This window comes from Acidovorax sp. GW101-3H11 (assembly GCF_001633105.1).
Lineage (GTDB): Bacteria > Pseudomonadota > Gammaproteobacteria > Burkholderiales > Burkholderiaceae_C > Acidovorax.
The window spans coordinates 660,457-676,877 of record NZ_LUKZ01000009.1 but is presented as its reverse complement, the minus strand read 5'-3'; the positions used below and the strand labels follow the sequence as shown (position 1 = coordinate 676,877).

Below are 16,421 nucleotides of genomic sequence, written 5' to 3'. Positions count from 1 at the left end.
GCTGTTGGCTCTATTTACTATTGTTTTGATAGCTGCTAGCGCTTGATGGTCAGGCGCTGAGGCCGATTTTTATTCAAAATCTGTTCATGCCTGACTTCATCTACCTCGCCTCCCAAAGCCCACGCCGGCGCCAGTTGCTTGAACAGTTGGGTGTGCGCCATGAGTTGCTGTTGCCCAATGTGGACGGCGACGAGCCCGAGGACACCGAAGCCATCGAAGTGGTGCTGCCCGCCGAAGCGCCCACGGCCTATGTGGAGCGCGTCACCGGCCTCAAGCTCGATGCCGCCGTGGCCCGGCGCACCCGCCGGGGCCTGCCGGATGCGCCCATCCTCTGCTCCGACACCACCGTGGCCCTGGGCCGCACCATCTATGGCAAGCCCGACGATGCAGCGCATGCCGCGCGCATGCTGGCCGAGCTGGCGGGGCACGAGCACCGCGTGCTCACCGCCGTGGCGCTGCAGGTGGGCGGCAAGCGGCTGGCGGCGCTGTCGGTGTCGCGCGTGACCTTCGTCGCCATGACACCCGCGCAGATCGACGCCTATGTGGCCACGGGCGAGCCGCTGGGCAAGGCCGGGGCCTATGGCATCCAGGGCCGCGCGGCAGCCTACGTGGAGCACCTGGCGGGCAGCTATTCGGGCATCATGGGCCTGCCGATGTACGAGACCGCACAGCTGCTCCGTGCAGCGGGCTTCTCCCTATAAGCAAGAACAACAAGGTACCAGAGCCATGCAACAAGACATCCTGATCAACTGGTCGCCGCAGGAGACGCGCGTGGCCGTGGTGGAGCACGGCGCCGTGCAGGAGCTGCACATCGAGCGCACGCTGGAGCGCGGCCTGGTGGGCAACGTCTACCTGGGCAAGGTCTCGCGCGTGCTGCCGGGCATGCAGTCGGCCTTCATCGACATTGGCCTGGAGCGCGCGGCCTTCTTGCATGTGGCCGACGTGTGGCAGCGCCAGCCCGATGGCGAGCCGCCCGCATTCGCCCGCAAGACCGAACCCCAGGTGCCCATCGAAAAGCAGGTGTTCGAAGGCCAGGCGCTCATGGTGCAGGTCATCAAGGACCCCATTGGCACCAAGGGTGCGCGCCTGTCCACGCAGATCAGCATTGCAGGCCGTCTGCTGGTGTTCTTGCCGCAGGATGACCATGTGGGCGTGTCGCAGAAGATCCCGCCCGCCGAGCGCGATGCCCTGCGCGCGCGCCTGCAGGCGCTGGTGGGTGACAAGTCCACGGGCGGTGGCGGCGGCTTCATCCTGCGCACCAACGGCGAAGACTCCACCGACGAAGAACTGGCCGAAGACATCGCCTACCTGCGCAAGACCTGGGCGCGCATCAAGGAGGCATCGCTCAAGCTGCCCGCGATGTCGCTGCTGCACCAGGACCTTGATTTGCTGCAGCGTGTGCTGCGTGATCTGGTGGGCGACCACACACAGACCATCCGTCTTGATTCGATGGAGCAGTTCCAGCGCCTGCGCGCGTTTGGGCAGGAGTTCATGCCCGCCGCCGCTGGCAAGCTGCAGCACTACAAAGGCGAGCGGCCGATTTTTGACCTGTACTCCATCGACGAGGAAGTCGCCAAGGCGCTGGGGCGCCGGGTGGAATTGAAATCGGGCGGCTACCTCATCGTGGACCAGACCGAGGCCCTCACCACCATCGACGTGAACACCGGTGGCTACGTGGGTGCGCGCAACTTCGACGACACCATCTTCAAGACCAACCTGGAGGCCGCGCAGGCCATTGCGCGCCAGCTGCGCTTGCGCAACCTGGGCGGCATCATCATCGTGGACTTCATCGACATGGTGCGCGAGGACCACCAGCAGGCTGTGCTGTCGGAGTTCAAGAAGCAGCTTGCGCGCGACCGGGTCAAAACCATGTCCTCCAGCGGTTTTTCGCAACTCGGCCTGGTGGAGATGACACGCAAGCGCACCCGCGAATCGCTGGCCCACATGCTGTGCGAACCCTGCGAGGTCTGCCAGGGCAAGGGCAGCGTGAAAACCGCGCGCAGCGTGTGCTACGACATCCTGCGCGAGATCCTGCGCGAAGCCCGCCAGTTCAACCCGCGCGAGTTCCGCGTGGTGGCCTCGGCCCGGGTGGTGGAGCTGTTTCTGGACGAGGAAAGCCAGCATCTGGCCGGGCTCTCCGACTTCATCAAGAAGCCCATCTCGCTGCAGGCCGAGAGCGCGATGGGGCAGGAACAGTACGACATCGTGCTGCTGTAGTTTGACCGGCGGGCTTGGCGGCAGCTGCCCGCGCCAGCCTTCGATCTGCAGCCAGCCCTTGATCGACCGTCAGGCCTCGATCTGCATCGCCGGGCGCGCCTGCACGCGTTCCAGCCAGGCCTGGACATGGCGGTGCGCCTTCACCGGAGCGCCCAGGTACACGCTGTAGCCCAGCACCGAGCCCACCACCAGGTCCACCAGCGAATAGTGGGCGCCCAGCATCCAGGGCTGCTGCGCCATCCGGGCATCCAGCACCGCCAGCAGCTCGTTCAACCCGCGCATCGCGGCGTCGGCGTGCACCGGGCTGCGCAGGGTTTCGTCCCCCTGCGTGGCCACCTGCAGGCGCACCAGCACTGCGCCATAGGTCACATATGCCCAGGCGCACCACGACAGCGCTTGCAGCGCCTCGGGCGTGCCCGCAGCAGGCCACAGCCCACGCTCCACGCCAAAGCGGTGGCCCAGCCACAGGTGGATGGCCAGGGCCTCGAACATCGGGGCGCCGTCCACGGTCATCGTGGGCACTTTGCCATTGGGGTTCAGGGCGAGGTACTCGGGGCGGCGCTGTTCGCCGGTGCGGATATCGATCTTCACGCGCTCATGCGGCACGCCCAGTTCTGTGAGGGCGCAGGCGATGGGGGTGGCGCTGGACATGGGGTGCCAGTAGAGGACGATGGACATGGAGAACTCCTTGGTTGTGGTGAAAGAAAAGGTGTTGCCACTGTAAAAACCATTGCGGACAATTTCGGTCCTCAATAAAAAGTAAAGTGCCCACATGCTCAGTTCATCGACCCGCCTGTTGCGCCTGCTTTCGCTGCTGCAAACGCGTGCCCACTGGATGGGCCCGGACCTGGCTGAGCGCCTGGAAGTGCACCCTCGCACGCTGCGGCGCGACATCGACCGGCTGCGCCAGCTGGGCTACCCGGTGCAGGCCAGCAGTGGTGTGGCGGGCGGCTATGCGTTTCGCGCAGGGCAGGCCCTGCCGCCGCTGCTGCTGGATGACGAGGAAGCCCTGGCGGTATCGATTGCGCTGCGCACCGCCACGGCAGGGGCGGTGGGGGGCATCGAAGAGCCCGCACTGCGCGCGCTCGTCAAGCTGGAGCAGGCCATGCCCGCGCGCCTGCGCAAACGGGTGGACGCGCTGCGCTCGGCCATCCTGCCGCTCACACGCACGGGGCCGGTGGTAGAGGCCTCGGTGCTGGCCACACTCGCATTGGCTTGCCGTGACCAGTTGCGCACCGAGTTCCAGTACCAGGACAGCCAGGGCCGCAGCGCACAGCGCTCGGTCGAGCCGCAGGGCGTGGTGCACACCGGCCAGCGCTGGTACCTGGTGGCGTGGGACAGGGTGCGCAACGACTGGCGCACCTTCCGCATCGACCGCATCGTGGGCGACCCGCAGGTGGGCGCACATTTCGCGCCCCGGGCCTCGCCCGATGGGGGGGATCTGAAAGGCTACGTGTCACGCTCCATCTCTGCGCCGCACCAGGCCGAACAGGCGCGCGTGGTGCTGCACGCGCCCTACGCCGTCATGTCGCGCCGCATCCCGCCGTCTGCCGGGGTTGTAACCACTCTGGACCAGGGCCAGCGTTGCCAGCTGGAATGCGCAGCCAACGATTCGCTGGTGTACTGGCTGATGGCCCTCGATGTGGAATTCGAGGTGCTGGCTCCCGCCGCACTGAAAGCGCGGCTGCGCGTGGCGGGGGAGCGGGCGCTGCGGTGCGCGCTGTGAAAGCCTGCTGCTAACCCTTGGCGCAGGGGGCTACAGGGTTTTGGTCAGCGTGACGATCACGCGCGACTTGTTCACGTGGCCGAAGAAGGCCTTCTTGTTGGCGCCGACCACGGCTGCACCCAGCGACACGCCACCGCCGAAGTCATACGCGCCACCCACGCTGTAATCCATGTAGTTGGGCACGCCCAGGTCCTTGATGTCGCTGGCAAAGCGGGTAAAGCCCACCGAGGCCTTCACCGTGACGCTGGGCGCCACTTCTTGCGCAAAGCCGAAGTTCAGGTAACCCGTGTTGCGGCCCTTCAGGCCCGAGCCGGACTTGGCACCGGCGAAGCCGAAGTAGTCCTTGGAGATGGTGTGCGAATACTTGGCGGTGAAGGGGCCCATGGTGGCCGCGCCATACAGCTCGGTGGTGTTGCCGTTGCTGTTGCCGGGGTAGATGTAGGTCAGTGCGCCCACATCGAAGTCAGCGCCAGCGGCCTTGAACTTGTAGCCGCCGTACAGATCGGATTCGAGCGAGTTGTTGGTCAGCCAGTCCACGCTGGAGTTCCAGTTGCCCACGTACCAGCCGGACTCGCCGAAGGCGTAGTCAAAACCGCCTTGCAGCGCAGGCTTGACGGCCTTGGCCTTGGTGGCGTCCTGGTCCTGGCCACGGAACTTGTAGTTGGTGGTCAGGCTGACGTTGCCGGTGAGCTGGGCACTGGCCAGCAGGGGCAACGCGGCCAGCAGGGCGGCGGCGAATACTTTGGATGAAGAACCGTTCATGGCAGCAATGTTTGAAAAAAGAACAAGAGCGCAAGCGTAAAAAAGCCCGCGTATAAAGTTCGCAAAAATTGCGCCCCTTTGCGTCAATGTTGCGCAAGTCTGCAGCCGCCGGGCGCGGTGGCTTGTGAGCTGCATCCCCCGACGCCGCCCTCGACGGGCCCGCGTTTTTACGCCGTTTTTACGGCCCTCACCACAGTCTGTGCACACTTTTTACGGCCACCTTCTCAGAATCAAACACCTGTTCTGATGCAGGAGTTGTCGATGGACGTGATTTGGATGGCCGCACTGGCGGCGTTGTGGGTGGTCATGGCCGAGGCCGTGGTTTTGCTGGGCAAGTTCGGCCCGGCCAAGGGGGAGCGTTCATGATCGGCATGGAAATGCTTTACGGCTTTGGCGCCATCGTGGCCTTGGTGCTGCTGGCCTACCTGGTGTTTGCGCTGATCTGCGCGGAGGAGTTCTGACATGGACACCTCTGCCTGGAGCCTGATGGGGCTCTTTTTGATGGTGCTGGGCGTGCTGGCGTGGCCGCTGGGCAAATGGCTGGCCGCAGTGTGTGAAGGCCGCCTGCCAAGGTGGATGCATGCCGCCGAAAAGCCGTTGTACAAGCTGGCCGGGGTCGCGCCGGATCAGATGATGCACTGGCGCAGCTATGCGCTGGCGCTGCTGGCGTTCAATGCCATCGGCGCTTTTGCGGTGTATGGCCTGCAGCGTTTGCAGCACCTGCTGCCACTCAATCCGCAGGGCATGGCCGCAGTGTCGGGCGATTCTTCGTTCAACACCGCCATCAGCTTTGTCTCCAACACCAACTGGCAGGGCTATGGGGGCGAGTCCACGATGAGCTACCTCACGCAGATGCTGGGCCTGTCGGTGCAGAATTTCTTCTCGGCGGCCACCGGCATCGCTGTGGCGTTTGCGCTCGCGCGCGGCTTTGCGGCGCGCAGCACCGATGGCCAGGGCTTTGTCGGCAACTTCTGGGCCGATGTCACGCGCATCACGGCATGGGTGCTGGTGCCCATCGCGTTTGTGATTTCCATGGTGCTGGTCGGGCAGGGGGGGATTCAGAACTTTGACGCCTACAAGGATGTGGCCACGTTGGAGCCAACGGCCTATGACGTGCCCAAGCTCGACGCATCGGGCCAGCCGGTGGTGGGCAGCGATGGCGCGCCGGTGATGGAAGCCAAGACAAGCAACACCCAGACCCTGGCCATGGGCCCGGTGGCATCGCAGGAGGCCATCAAGATGCTGGGCACCAACGGCGGTGGCTTTTTCAACGCCAACTCCGCCCATCCTTATGAGAACCCGACGGCCCTGACGAACTTCGTGCAGATGCTGGCGATTTTTCTGATTCCCGCCGCGCTGTGTTTCGCATTTGGCCGGGTCGTAGGCGACCAGCGCCAGGGCTTTGCGATCCTGGCAGCCATGACCGTGATGTTTGTGGTGGCCGTGATTGCGGTGGTTTCCGCCGAGAAAGCCGGCAATCCGCAATGGGTGGGGCTGGGCGTGGAGCAAACCGCCAGCGCCTTGCAGGCGGGCGGCAACATGGAGGGCAAGGAGGTGCGGTTCGGCATCAACGCGTCGGCCCTTTTCGCCGCCGTGACCACTGCAGCCTCATGTGGCGCGGTGAACGCCATGCACGATTCCTTCACGCCCCTGGGCGGCATGGTGCCGCTGGTGCTGATGCAACTGGGCGAAGTGGTGTTTGGTGGGGTTGGCACGGGCCTCTACGGCATGCTGGTGTTTGCCATCCTCGCCGTCTTCATGGCGGGCCTCATGATTGGCCGCACGCCAGAGTACCTGGGCAAGAAGATCGAGGTGCGGGAGATGAAGCTCACCTCGGCGGCCATCCTGGTCACGCCCATTCTGGTGCTGGTGGGCACGGCGATTGCCGTGGCCACGGACGCGGGCAGGGCGGGCATCGCTAACCCGGGCGCGCACGGGTTCTCTGAAATTCTGTATGCGCTGACCTCGGCCGCCAACAACAACGGCAGCGCCTTTGCAGGCCTGTCGGCCAACACACCGTTCTACAACGTGCTGCTGGGGCTGGCGATGTGGCTGGGCCGTTTTGGTGTGATCGTGCCGGTGCTGGCCATTGCGGGTTCGCTCGCGGCCAAGAAGCGCTTGCCTGTCACGGCGGGCACCATGCCCACACACGGGCCGTTGTTTGTCACGCTGCTGATCGGCACCGTGCTTCTGGTGGGTCTTCTCAACTACGTGCCCTCCCTGGCCCTGGGTCCGATGGTGGAGCACCTGATGCTCCGGGTTCAGTGAGGTATGGCAATGATCAAGAAAAAATCTTCTCCCGTTTCGCTGCTGGATGCAGCGCTGATCAAGACCGCGCTCTGGGGCGCACTGGCCAAGCTGAGCCCCTTTGTGCAGTGGCGCAACCCGGTGATGTTCATCGTGTACATCGGCAGCATCTTCACCACGCTGCTGTGGCTGCATGCACTCAATGCGCCTGAGGATGCCAGCATGCGCCCAGCGTTTGTGCTGGCCATCACGGTCTGGCTGTGGTTTACCGTGCTGTTTGCCAATTTTGCCGAAGCGCTGGCAGAAGGCCGCAGCAAGGCGCAGGCCGCCTCGCTGCGCGGGCTGCGCAAGGAGACCTGGGCCAAGAAGCTCAAGGAGCCGGTGCACGGCGCTGCATTTTTGCCCGAGCTGGCCACCAACCTGCGCCGGGGCGACGTGGTGCTGGTGGAGGCGGGCGATGTGATCCCGCTGGACGGCGAGGTGATCGAGGGCGTGGCCTCGGTGGACGAGAGTGCCATTACCGGTGAATCGGCCCCCGTGGTGCGCGAGTCCGGTGGCGATTTTTCTGCCGTGACCGGCGGCACCCGTGTGTTGTCCGACTGGCTGGTGGTGCGTGTGGCGGTGAACCCGGGCGAGTCCTTCCTCGACCGGATGATTGGCATGGTGGAAGCCGCCAAGCGCCAGAAAACGCCCAATGAGATCGCGCTGACCATCTTGCTGGTGGCGCTGACCATCGTGTTCCTGGTCGTCACCGTGACCCTGCTGCCGTTTTCAATCTTCAGCGTGCAGGCCTCGGGCGCGGGCACAGTGGTCTCGCTGACTGCGCTGGTGGCGCTGCTGGTGTGCCTGATCCCCACCACCATTGGCGGCCTGCTGTCTGCCGTGGGTGTGGCTGGCATGAGCCGCATGATGCAGGCCAACGTGATCGCCACCTCGGGCCGGGCTGTGGAGGCCGCTGGCGATGTGGATGTGCTGCTGCTGGACAAGACCGGCACCATCACCCACGGCAACCGCCAGGCCAGCGCGTTTCTGCCAGCGCCGGGTGTGTCCAGATCGCGGCTTGCACGCGCCGCGCTGCTGGCGTCGCTGGCAGATGAGACACCTGAAGGCCGCAGCATTGTGGAGCTGGCCCGCCGCGAGGGTGTGGAAGGCCAGAACCCGCAGGGCGTCAAGCTGGTGCCCTTCACGGCGCAAACCCGCATGAGCGGCGTGGACCTGCCTGCGGGCGAGGGGCAGCCGGAATCTGCGGGCACCATGCTGCGCAAGGGGGCCGTGCTGGCACTGGCCAAACATGTGGAAGCCCTGGGCGGCAAGATGCCGCAGGATGTGATGAGCGCGGCCGACCAGGTGGCCCTGCGGGGCAGCACGCCCCTGGCGGTGGCCGATGGCAACCATGTGCTGGGCATCGTCGAACTCAAGGACATCGTCAAGGCGGGCATCAAGGAGCGCTTCATCGAGCTGCGCCGCATGGGCATCAAGACCGTGATGATCACCGGCGACAACAAGCTCACGGCAGCGGCCATCGCAGCTGAGGCGGGGGTGGACGACTTTCTGGCCGAAGCCACGCCCGAAGACAAGCTGGAGCTGATCCGCAAATACCAGGCCGAAGGCCGCCTGGTGGCTATGACCGGCGACGGCACCAACGACGCCCCCGCGCTGGCCCAGGCCGATGTGGCCGTGGCCATGGGCAGCGGCACGCAGGCCGCCAAGGAGGCGGGCAACATGGTGGACCTGGACTCCAACCCCACCAAGCTGCTGGAGGTGGTGGAGACGGGCAAGGCGCTCTTGATGACGCGCGGCTCGCTCACCACCTTCTCCATCGCGAACGATGTGGCGAAGTATTTCGCGATCGTGCCGGCCATCTTCGTGTCCACCTACCCGCAGCTGTCGGCACTCAACGTCATGCAGCTGGCAAGCCCGTCGTCCGCCATCCTGTCGGCCGTCATCTTCAATGCGCTGGTGATCGTGTTCCTGATTCCCCTGGCCTTGCGCGGCGTGCGCTACCGCCCGGTGGGTGCGGCTGCGCTGCTGCGGCGCAACCTGGCCATCTATGGGCTGGGCGGGCTGCTGGTGCCGTTTGTGGGCATCAAGCTGATTGACTGGATACTGGTGGCCGTCGGGCTGATCTGAGGAGATTCTGATGAAAAACATTCTTCGCCCTGCGCTGGTGCTGTTTGCCTTGTTGAGCGTGTTGACGGGTCTGCTCTACCCGCTGGTGGTGACGGGCGCCGCCCAGGCGGTGTTCCCCCAGCAGGCAGCGGGCAGCCTGGTGCAGCGCAATGGCCAGACCGTTGGTTCGTCGCTGATCGGCCAGAACTTTTCTGACCCCCGCCATTTCTGGGGCCGCCCATCGGCCACGGCGCCCATGCCGTACAACGCGGCGGCGTCCGGTGGCTCCAACCAGGGGCCGCTCAATCCGGCGCTGACCGATGCCGTGAAAGCGCGCGTGGAGGCCCTGCGTGCGGCCGACCCCGGCAACACGGCCCCCGTGCCGGTGGACCTGGTCACGGCCTCGGCCAGTGGCCTGGACCCGCACATCAGCCTGGCTGCGGCGCAGTACCAGGCAGGGCGCGTGGCGCGGGCCCGCAGCCTGCCGGTGGCCAGCGTGAATGCCGTGATTGGCCAGCACGCGGAGCAGCCGCTGTGGGGGCTGCTGGGTGAATCTCGGGTGAACGTGCTGGCGCTGAACCTGGCACTCGATGGCCTGCGCTGATGCGCTCTGACATGCGCGGACATTTACTTGGCACCGATACTCGTTGATGCATGACTGACATCCAGCGCCCCGACCCCGACGCCTTGATTGCGCAACTGCGCGCCCAGGAAGCGCAGACCCAGCGGGGCAAGCTGCGCATCTACTTCGGTGCCAATGCCGGGGTTGGCAAGACCTGGGCCATGCTCAGCGCCGCGCAGCGCGAACGGCGCGCGGGGCGCGACATCCTGATCGGCGTGGTGGAAACCCATGGCCGTGCGGAGACTGCGGCGCTGCTGGACGGGCTGGAGTCCCTGCCCTTGAAGCAGGTGGCGTACCGGGGCCGGACCCTTTCCGAGTTTGACCTGGACGCAGCCCTGGCCCGCAAGCCCGCCATCCTGCTGGTGGATGAACTCGCGCACTCCAACGTGCAGGGTTCCCGCCACGCCAAGCGCTGGCAGGATGTGCAGGAGCTGCTGGCCGCTGGCATCGACGTGTGGACTGCACTCAACGTGCAGCACCTGGAGAGCCTGAATGGCACGGTGGGGGCCATCACCGGTGTGCGCGTGCACGAAACGGTGCCCGACACCGTTCTGGACAACGCTGACGAGGTGGTTCTGGTCGATGCCACGCCCGATGAGCTGATCGCCCGCCTGGGCGCGGGCAAGGTCTATGTGCCCCAGCAGGCCGAGCGCGCGGCGCAAAGCTTCTTCCGCAAGGGCAACCTGATCGCCCTGCGGGAGATTGCGCTGCGGCGCACGGCAGAGCATGTGGAGGACGATGTGCTGGGCTGGCGGGTGGAGCAGTCGGGCGCTTCCGGCAGCCGTGTGGCCAGTGCCTGGAACACCTCGGGCAGCATCCTGGCCTGTGTCGGGCCGCATGAAGATGCGGCGCAGACGGTGCGCACAGCCGCCCGCCTCGCGGGGCAGCTCAATGTGAAGTGGCATGCCGCCTATGTGGAGACACCCCGGCTGCAGCGCCTGGAGGCCGCCCAGCGCGACAAGATTCTGGCCGTGCTGCAACTGGCGCAGGAGCTGGGTGCCGAGACAGCCGTGCTCACGGGCGACCGGGTGGCGCCCGCGCTGGCGGCCCAGGCGCTGCATTTGAACTGCGCCACGCTGGTGCTGGGGCGCCCCGCCGTGCGGGCGGGGTGGCGCAAGCTGCTGGCCGCCAAGGGCGTTGCGCGCGAGTTGGCCGAACGGGCGCCTTCGCTCGACATCGTCGAGGCCGCGCATGCGGGCAGCTCGCGGCGCCTGCCCCAGGCGCTGTGGGACCGCCATGTGGGCCTGGAGGATGACGGGGATGTGGGCGAGCCCGGCGCAGGGCGCTATCGCTGGCAGGGTTTTTTGTGGGCACTGGGCGCCAGCATTGCCGTCACGGTGCTGGCAACGCCGCTGCATGGTTTGCTGGAGCTGACCAACATCGTGATGCTCTACCTGGTGGGGGTGGTCGCGGTGGCCATGCGTTTTGGCCGGGTGCCTGCGGCCATGGCGGCGTTGCTGAACGTGCTGGCATTCGATTTTTTCTTCGTCTCGCCGCGCCTGTCGTTTGCGGTGAGTGATGTGCAGTACATCGTCACGTTTGCGGTGATGCTGGGCGTGGGGCTGCTGGTGGGGCAGCTCACGGCCGGGTTGCGGTTTGCGGCCGGGGTGTCGATCAGCCGGGAGCGGCGGGCCCAGTCCCTGTTTGAGTTGACGCGCGAGCTGTCGGCGGCGCTGGAGACCAGCCAGGTCATCGAGATTGGTGCGGCGGCCGTGCAGGGGCACTTTGGGGGCCGCGCCGTGGTGGTGGCGCTGGACGCGTCAGACCGCCTTCAGTACCCCGACGATTTGCCGCCGGGCTTTGACAAAAGCGTGGCGGACTGGACCATGCGCCAGGGCCAGAGCGCCGGGCTGGCGACCAGCACCCTGGCTGCGCAAACCTGGCGCTACGTGCCGCTGAAGGCCCCCATGCGCGTGCGGGGCGTGCTGGCGCTGGAGCCCGCCCAGCCCCGCTGGCTGCTGATCCCGGAACAGGCGCAGCAGTTGGACACCCTGGCGCGGCAGATCGCGATTGCCCTGGAGCGTGTGCACTATGTGGACATTGCGCAGCAGGCTGTGGTGGACATGGAGTCGGAGCGGCTGCGCAATGCCCTGCTGGGCGCGGTGTCGCACGATGTGCGTACGCCTCTCACGGCGCTGATCACGCTCGCTGAATCGCTGCAGGCCGCGCCGCCGCAAGAGGCGGGCACCATGGCCAAGGCCATCGTGCACCAGGCGCACCAGCTCAACGCGCTGGTCAGCAACCTGCTGGACATGGCGCGGCTGGAGAGTGATGTGTCGGGGCAGAGCGTCCACTTGCGGCGGGACTGGCAGTCGGTGGAAGAGGTGGTTGGCTCGGCCATCCGGGCCGCCCGGCCAGCGTTGGGCGACATGCCCGTGCGCACCGAGCTGCCCGCCGACCTGCCGCTGGTGGAGTTTGACCCTGTGCTCATCGAGCGCGTGCTGGTCAACCTTTTGGAGAATGCGGCCAAATATGGCGCGGCGCCGGTGGTGGTGAAAGCATCCACCACCGACACCATGCTGGTGCTGAAGGTGCGGGACCATGGCCCGGGCCTGCCCGCCTCGGTGCGAGGCAAAGAGCACACCCTGTTTGAAAAATTCACCCGGGGCCAGGCGGAATCCGCCACCCCGGGCGTGGGCCTGGGCCTGGCGATCTGCAAGGCCGTTGTGCAAGCCCATGGCGGCGCAATTTCTGCCGACAGCGTGGAAGGGGGCGGGGCAGAATTCACGGTGACCCTGGCGCGGCGCGAGCCGCCGCCCGACCCCGGTTTGAGTGAGATGGAGCGGGGCGTTTCTGCCCCCAGATGACAACCATGCAGATACGTACCGTTTTGGTGATCGAGGACGAGCCACAGATCCGGCGCTTTGTGCGCGGCGCGCTGGAGGCTGAGGGCTGGCAGGTGCACGAGGCGGGCACCCTGCGCGAGGGCCTGTCGGCCGCAGGCACCCGCCACCCCGACTTGCTGGTGTTGGACCTTGGGCTGCCCGACGGCGATGGGGTGGAGCTGATCCGCGATGTGCGGGGCTGGTCTGCCGTGCCCATCATCGTGTTGTCAGCCCGCACCGACGAGACCGACAAGATCGCCGCACTCGATGCCGGTGCAGACGACTACCTCACCAAACCGTTTGGCACGGGCGAATTGCTGGCGCGGGTGCGGGCCAACCTGCGCAGACCCCGCGCCGCCACCGGCAACGGGCTGGTGCAGGAGGCGGCGGAGCCCCTGTTCCATTTCGGCGATGTCGAGGTGGACCGCAGCGCGCGCCTGGTGCGCAGGGCCGGGGTGGAGGTGCACCTGACCCCCACCGAGTACCGCATGCTCATGGTGCTGGTGGCCAACGCGGGGCGGGTCATCACCCAAAAGCAGCTGCTGCGCGAGGTGTGGGGCCCCATGCGCTCGGACCAGAGCCACTACCTGCGCATCTACATGGGGCACCTGCGCCAAAAACTGGAGGCCGACCCCGCGCAGCCCCGCCATTTGCTCACCGAGTCAGGGGTGGGATACCGCCTGGCGGTGTAGGGCCGACGGCAGGTGGAGCAGTGCTTCAGCGCCAGCCGGATGGTGGGCGGTCAGTATCACCGGCCCGCCTTGGGGCTGGCGATGGCTGCGAAGTAGAGCGTGTTTGCCGTTGGCGTGTCGGCACCCGAAGCCAGCCCGTTTGCAAAGGGAGGGTGTGGGCAGATGGTGGGGCTGCTTGCACCCGCTCTTTTTTCTGGGGGCAGAAATTCATGATTTTGCTATTAAATGTGTAGCGATTAACGCATGGTGGATGCGCGGAAGGCGGCATTTTTTCTTGTATTTTTTGTCTGTGTCTGCGCCGCGCGCACCAACAGGCGGTCGGCTTGCCTCGGACTTCGTGCCAGCTCATCGGGGCTGGTAGGGCAGTTCTGTATGCCTGGGGGGTGAATGGGGCTGCGACCAGGGCACGCGGGCGAGGCCCCAGTGGCCGGGCAGACGGTGCGATGATTGGCAGGCCCTCTGCCGTACTCCTGCTGCCTTGGCATCCTCCCAAGTCTGGCGTGACCGCCGCAGGCAGACGCTTCATCTTCACACCCCATGACCCAGACAACGCCCCACCCGTCCCCCATCTCGAATCCGCTGGATTCACTCGTCCCCTTGCTGTTTGTCGCGCTCTGGAGCACGGGCTTCATCGGTGCCAAGCTGGGCCTGCCGTACATCGAGCCGCTGACCTTCCTGGGGTTGCGCTTTGCCATCGTCACCGTGCTCATGCTGGCCGTGGTGGCGCTGGTGCGTGCGCCCTGGCCCCCGGCGGGCAGGGCCTGGGGGCACATCGCGGTGTCGGGCCTGCTGGTGCATGGCGTGTACCTGGGCGGGGTGTTCATGGCCATTGGCCACGGGCTGCCGTCGGGCATCACGGCATTGGTGGTGGGGTTGCAGCCGCTGTTGACGGCCCTGGTGGCGGGCGCCTTGCTGGGCGAGAAGGTGCGGCCCGCGCAGTGGGTTGGGCTGGGGTTGGGGTTCAGCGGCGTAGCGCTGGTGGTGGCGGGCAAGGTGGCCACTGTGCCCGCCGGTGCTTTGGCGGGCATGCTGCTGCCCGCGCTGGTGGCGCTGCTGGGTATCACGGCGGGAACGCTGTACCAGAAACGTTTCTGCCCCTCGTTCGATCTGCGCACGGGCTCGGTGATCCAGTATCTGCCGTGCGCGATTGCCATGGCGGTGCTGGCCTATGCCACCGAAACCATGGCGATCACATGGAGCGGTGAGTTCGTGTTTGCGCTGGGCTGGCTGGTGCTGGTGTTGTCGCTGGGGGCGGTGAGCCTGCTGAACCTGCTCATCCGCCGGGGCGGCGCGGTGAACGTGGCCAGCCTGTTTTACCTGACCCCACCCACCACGGCGCTGATTGCCTGGGCCATGTTTGGTGAAACGCTGACCGGCTGGGCGCTGGTGGGGATGGCGTTGGCGGCTGCGGGTGTGTGGCTGGCGCGGCAGACGCGGTGAGGGCGGCGTTTATCAGGGCGCGGCCCTCTGGAAGCACGCAGGGTTGCGCTGCAGTTTGAACGGTTGCGGATCGAATTTGCTATCTTATTTGCAGCATATTCCGCATGCTGGATGCGCGCAGAAGCCCATTTTTTCTATAAATTCACGTACCTCCGGACGGTACTTCGTCCCTCACACGGGGGGATGCACCGCAAGGATGTTCAGCGGCCCTGAGATAGAGAGCCCGCTGAAACCCACGGCGGACTCCAGTGCGGACACATGGCCGCCCTCTGCCCATACATCCACCAGTGCATCTTTCACCCCAAACTGGCAGGCAATGGTGGCGATGCGGAATGCATCCGCGCGGTCGAAAAGGAGCTGTGCCGGCCACCGGACCCGAAACCAGTGCTTGCACTGGAACTCAATGCGCTTCCAGTCCGACGGGCGGCGAATGTGGTTGATGCAGTCCACCTGCTTCGCCAGCAACGCGGCCTCAGTCGGTTGCAGCGCAGAAGCAGCGGCGTGGAGCAAGGCTTTCTCAAACGGTAGCAACTGGTTGGTGGGCGTGGGCGCGACGATGGGCCGGAGAGGTCCGGTCAGTGCAGCCATGGCAACGGCCTCAGAGCTTGCGCAGCCGCTCCAGCGCGGCGCGCAGCGTCTCGTCCTTCTTGGCAAAGCAGAACCGCACCACACGCTGGTCAAACCCGTCGCCATAAAACGCCGACAGCGGAATCGCCGCCACGCCCACTTCGCGGGTGAGCCACTGGCAGAAATCGGCCTCGTTCAGGTCGCTGATGGCCGAGATGTCCACGCACTGGAAGTAGCTGCCGGTGCTGGGCAGCAGCTTGAAGCGCGAGCCTGACAGCCCTTCTCGGAACAGGTCGCGTTTGGCCTGGTAGAACGCGGGCAGCTGCAGGTAGGGCGCGGGGTCTTGCAGGTAGGCGGCCAGCCCATGCTGCACGGGGGTGTTCACGGTGAACACGTTGAACTGGTGCACCTTGCGGAACTCGGCCGTCAGTGCTGCGGGGGCCGCCACGGTGCCGACCTTCCAGCCGGTGACGTGGAAGGTCTTGCCGAAGCTCGACACGATGAAGGCGCGGGCGGCAAGGCCGGGAAAGCGTGCAGCGCTTTCATGCTCGGCGCCGTCGAACACCATGTGCTCGTACACCTCGTCGCTGATGAGCAGGATGTCGGTGGGGGCGAGCAGGTCTTCAAGCTGGCGCATTTCCTCGGCCGTCCAGATGGTGGCGCTGGGGTTGTGTGGGCTGTTGACGAGGATGGCGCGGGTGCGCGGCGTGATGGCGGCGCTGATCTTGGCAAAGTCGGGGCGGAAGGTGCCGGGCGTGAGCGGCACACGCACGGCCTTGCCACCGGCCAGCTCGATGTTGGGCACATAGCTGTCGTAGCAGGGGTCGAGCACGATCACCTCGTCACCCGCGTGCACGATGGCCAGGATGGCGGTGATGATGGCCTGCGTGGCGCCAGCGGTGATGGTGATTTCGGTGTTGGGGTTGTACGCGCGGCCATGCAGCGCCTCAATCTTGCGGGCCACGGCCTCGCGCAGCGCTGGGATGCCGGGCATGGGCGGGTACTGGTTGTGCCCGGCCTGCATGGCGGCGGTGACGGCGTTCACCAGCTCAGGGGCGCATTCAAAGTCCGGGAAGCCCTGGCCCAGGTTGACGGCCTTGTGCTCTGCGGCCAGCGCCGACATCACGGTGAAGATGGTGGTGCCCACGTTGGGCAGCTTGCTGGGGAAGGCGGGTGTGCGGGCGGTGGATTGAGTCATAGCGCAGCAGCGAGGA

General features: G+C 66.0%; 14 protein-coding genes. 10 read left to right on the top strand and 4 right to left on the bottom strand.

Annotated elements, in window-relative coordinates; all coding sequences use genetic code 11:
- Positions 1-86 precede the first annotated feature (86 nt).
- A complete protein-coding gene (locus A1D30_RS09080) occupies positions 87-701 on the top strand; it encodes a Maf family protein (protein ID WP_063460411.1) in 615 nt (204 codons plus the stop codon).
- A gap of 25 nt (positions 702-726) precedes the next feature.
- Positions 727-2,217, top strand: a complete 1,491-nt coding sequence (gene rng / locus A1D30_RS09075) for a ribonuclease G (protein ID WP_063460410.1) — start codon at positions 727-729, stop codon at positions 2,215-2,217.
- A 69-nt stretch (positions 2,218-2,286) separates the two neighbouring features.
- On the opposite strand, the gene A1D30_RS09070 is transcribed toward rng, so the two are convergent.
- Positions 2,287-2,895, bottom strand: coding sequence for a glutathione S-transferase family protein (locus A1D30_RS09070; RefSeq protein WP_063460891.1), 609 nt, complete (start codon positions 2,893-2,895; stop codon positions 2,287-2,289).
- Between the two features lie 94 nt (positions 2,896-2,989).
- On the opposite strand from A1D30_RS09070, the gene A1D30_RS09065 reads away from it, so the two are divergent.
- On the top strand, positions 2,990-3,943 hold the full coding sequence (locus tag A1D30_RS09065) for a YafY family protein (RefSeq protein ID WP_063460409.1): 954 nt from the start codon (positions 2,990-2,992) through the stop codon (positions 3,941-3,943).
- 30 nt (positions 3,944-3,973) lie between these two features.
- Here the strand turns inward: A1D30_RS09065 and A1D30_RS09060 are convergent, their stop codons facing one another.
- Positions 3,974-4,705: a TorF family putative porin gene (locus A1D30_RS09060; RefSeq protein WP_063460408.1), complete on the bottom strand. Its 732-nt coding sequence runs from the start codon at positions 4,703-4,705 to the stop codon at positions 3,974-3,976.
- 362 nt (positions 4,706-5,067) lie between these two features.
- Between A1D30_RS09060 and A1D30_RS09055 the strand changes: the two genes are divergently transcribed.
- The 7 genes from A1D30_RS09055 (at position 5,068) to A1D30_RS09025 (ending at position 14,640) form a co-directional block, all read left to right on the top strand.
- A complete protein-coding gene (locus tag A1D30_RS09055) occupies positions 5,068-5,166 on the top strand; it encodes a potassium-transporting ATPase subunit F (RefSeq protein ID WP_056414695.1) in 99 nt (32 codons plus the stop codon).
- 1 nt (position 5,167) lies between these two features.
- Positions 5,168-6,973 carry a potassium-transporting ATPase subunit KdpA gene (gene kdpA, locus A1D30_RS09050; RefSeq protein WP_063460407.1) on the top strand — a complete coding sequence of 602 codons (1,806 nt, stop codon included), beginning with the start codon at positions 5,168-5,170 and terminating at the stop codon, positions 6,971-6,973.
- Positions 6,974-6,982: 9 nt separating this feature from the next.
- Positions 6,983-9,082 carry a potassium-transporting ATPase subunit KdpB gene (gene kdpB, locus A1D30_RS09045; protein WP_063460406.1) on the top strand — a complete coding sequence of 700 codons (2,100 nt, stop codon included), beginning with the start codon at positions 6,983-6,985 and terminating at the stop codon, positions 9,080-9,082.
- Between the two features lie 10 nt (positions 9,083-9,092).
- A complete protein-coding gene (gene kdpC / locus A1D30_RS09040) occupies positions 9,093-9,665 on the top strand; it encodes a potassium-transporting ATPase subunit KdpC (RefSeq protein ID WP_063460405.1) in 573 nt (190 codons plus the stop codon).
- A gap of 50 nt (positions 9,666-9,715) precedes the next feature.
- On the top strand, positions 9,716-12,490 hold the full coding sequence (locus A1D30_RS09035; protein WP_063460404.1) for a DUF4118 domain-containing protein: 2,775 nt from the start codon (positions 9,716-9,718) through the stop codon (positions 12,488-12,490).
- 5 nt (positions 12,491-12,495) lie between these two features.
- Complete coding sequence (gene kdpE / locus A1D30_RS09030) at positions 12,496-13,200, top strand: two-component system response regulator KdpE (protein ID WP_063460403.1); 705 nt, start codon at positions 12,496-12,498, stop codon at positions 13,198-13,200.
- Between the two features lie 537 nt (positions 13,201-13,737).
- Positions 13,738-14,640 (top strand): DMT family transporter, encoded by a 903-nt coding sequence (locus A1D30_RS09025; protein ID WP_063460402.1) that lies wholly within the window; start codon positions 13,738-13,740, stop codon positions 14,638-14,640.
- Between the two features lie 171 nt (positions 14,641-14,811).
- On the opposite strand, the gene A1D30_RS09020 is transcribed toward A1D30_RS09025, so the two are convergent.
- Positions 14,812-15,228: a hypothetical protein gene (locus A1D30_RS09020; RefSeq protein WP_131798437.1), complete on the bottom strand. Its 417-nt coding sequence runs from the start codon at positions 15,226-15,228 to the stop codon at positions 14,812-14,814.
- 10 nt (positions 15,229-15,238) lie between these two features.
- The gene (locus A1D30_RS09015) at positions 15,239-16,405 is read right to left on the bottom strand and encodes a pyridoxal phosphate-dependent aminotransferase (protein ID WP_063460400.1); all 1,167 of its coding nucleotides are present in this window, start codon (positions 16,403-16,405) and stop codon (positions 15,239-15,241) included.
- Between the last annotated feature and the right edge of the window lie 16 nt (positions 16,406-16,421).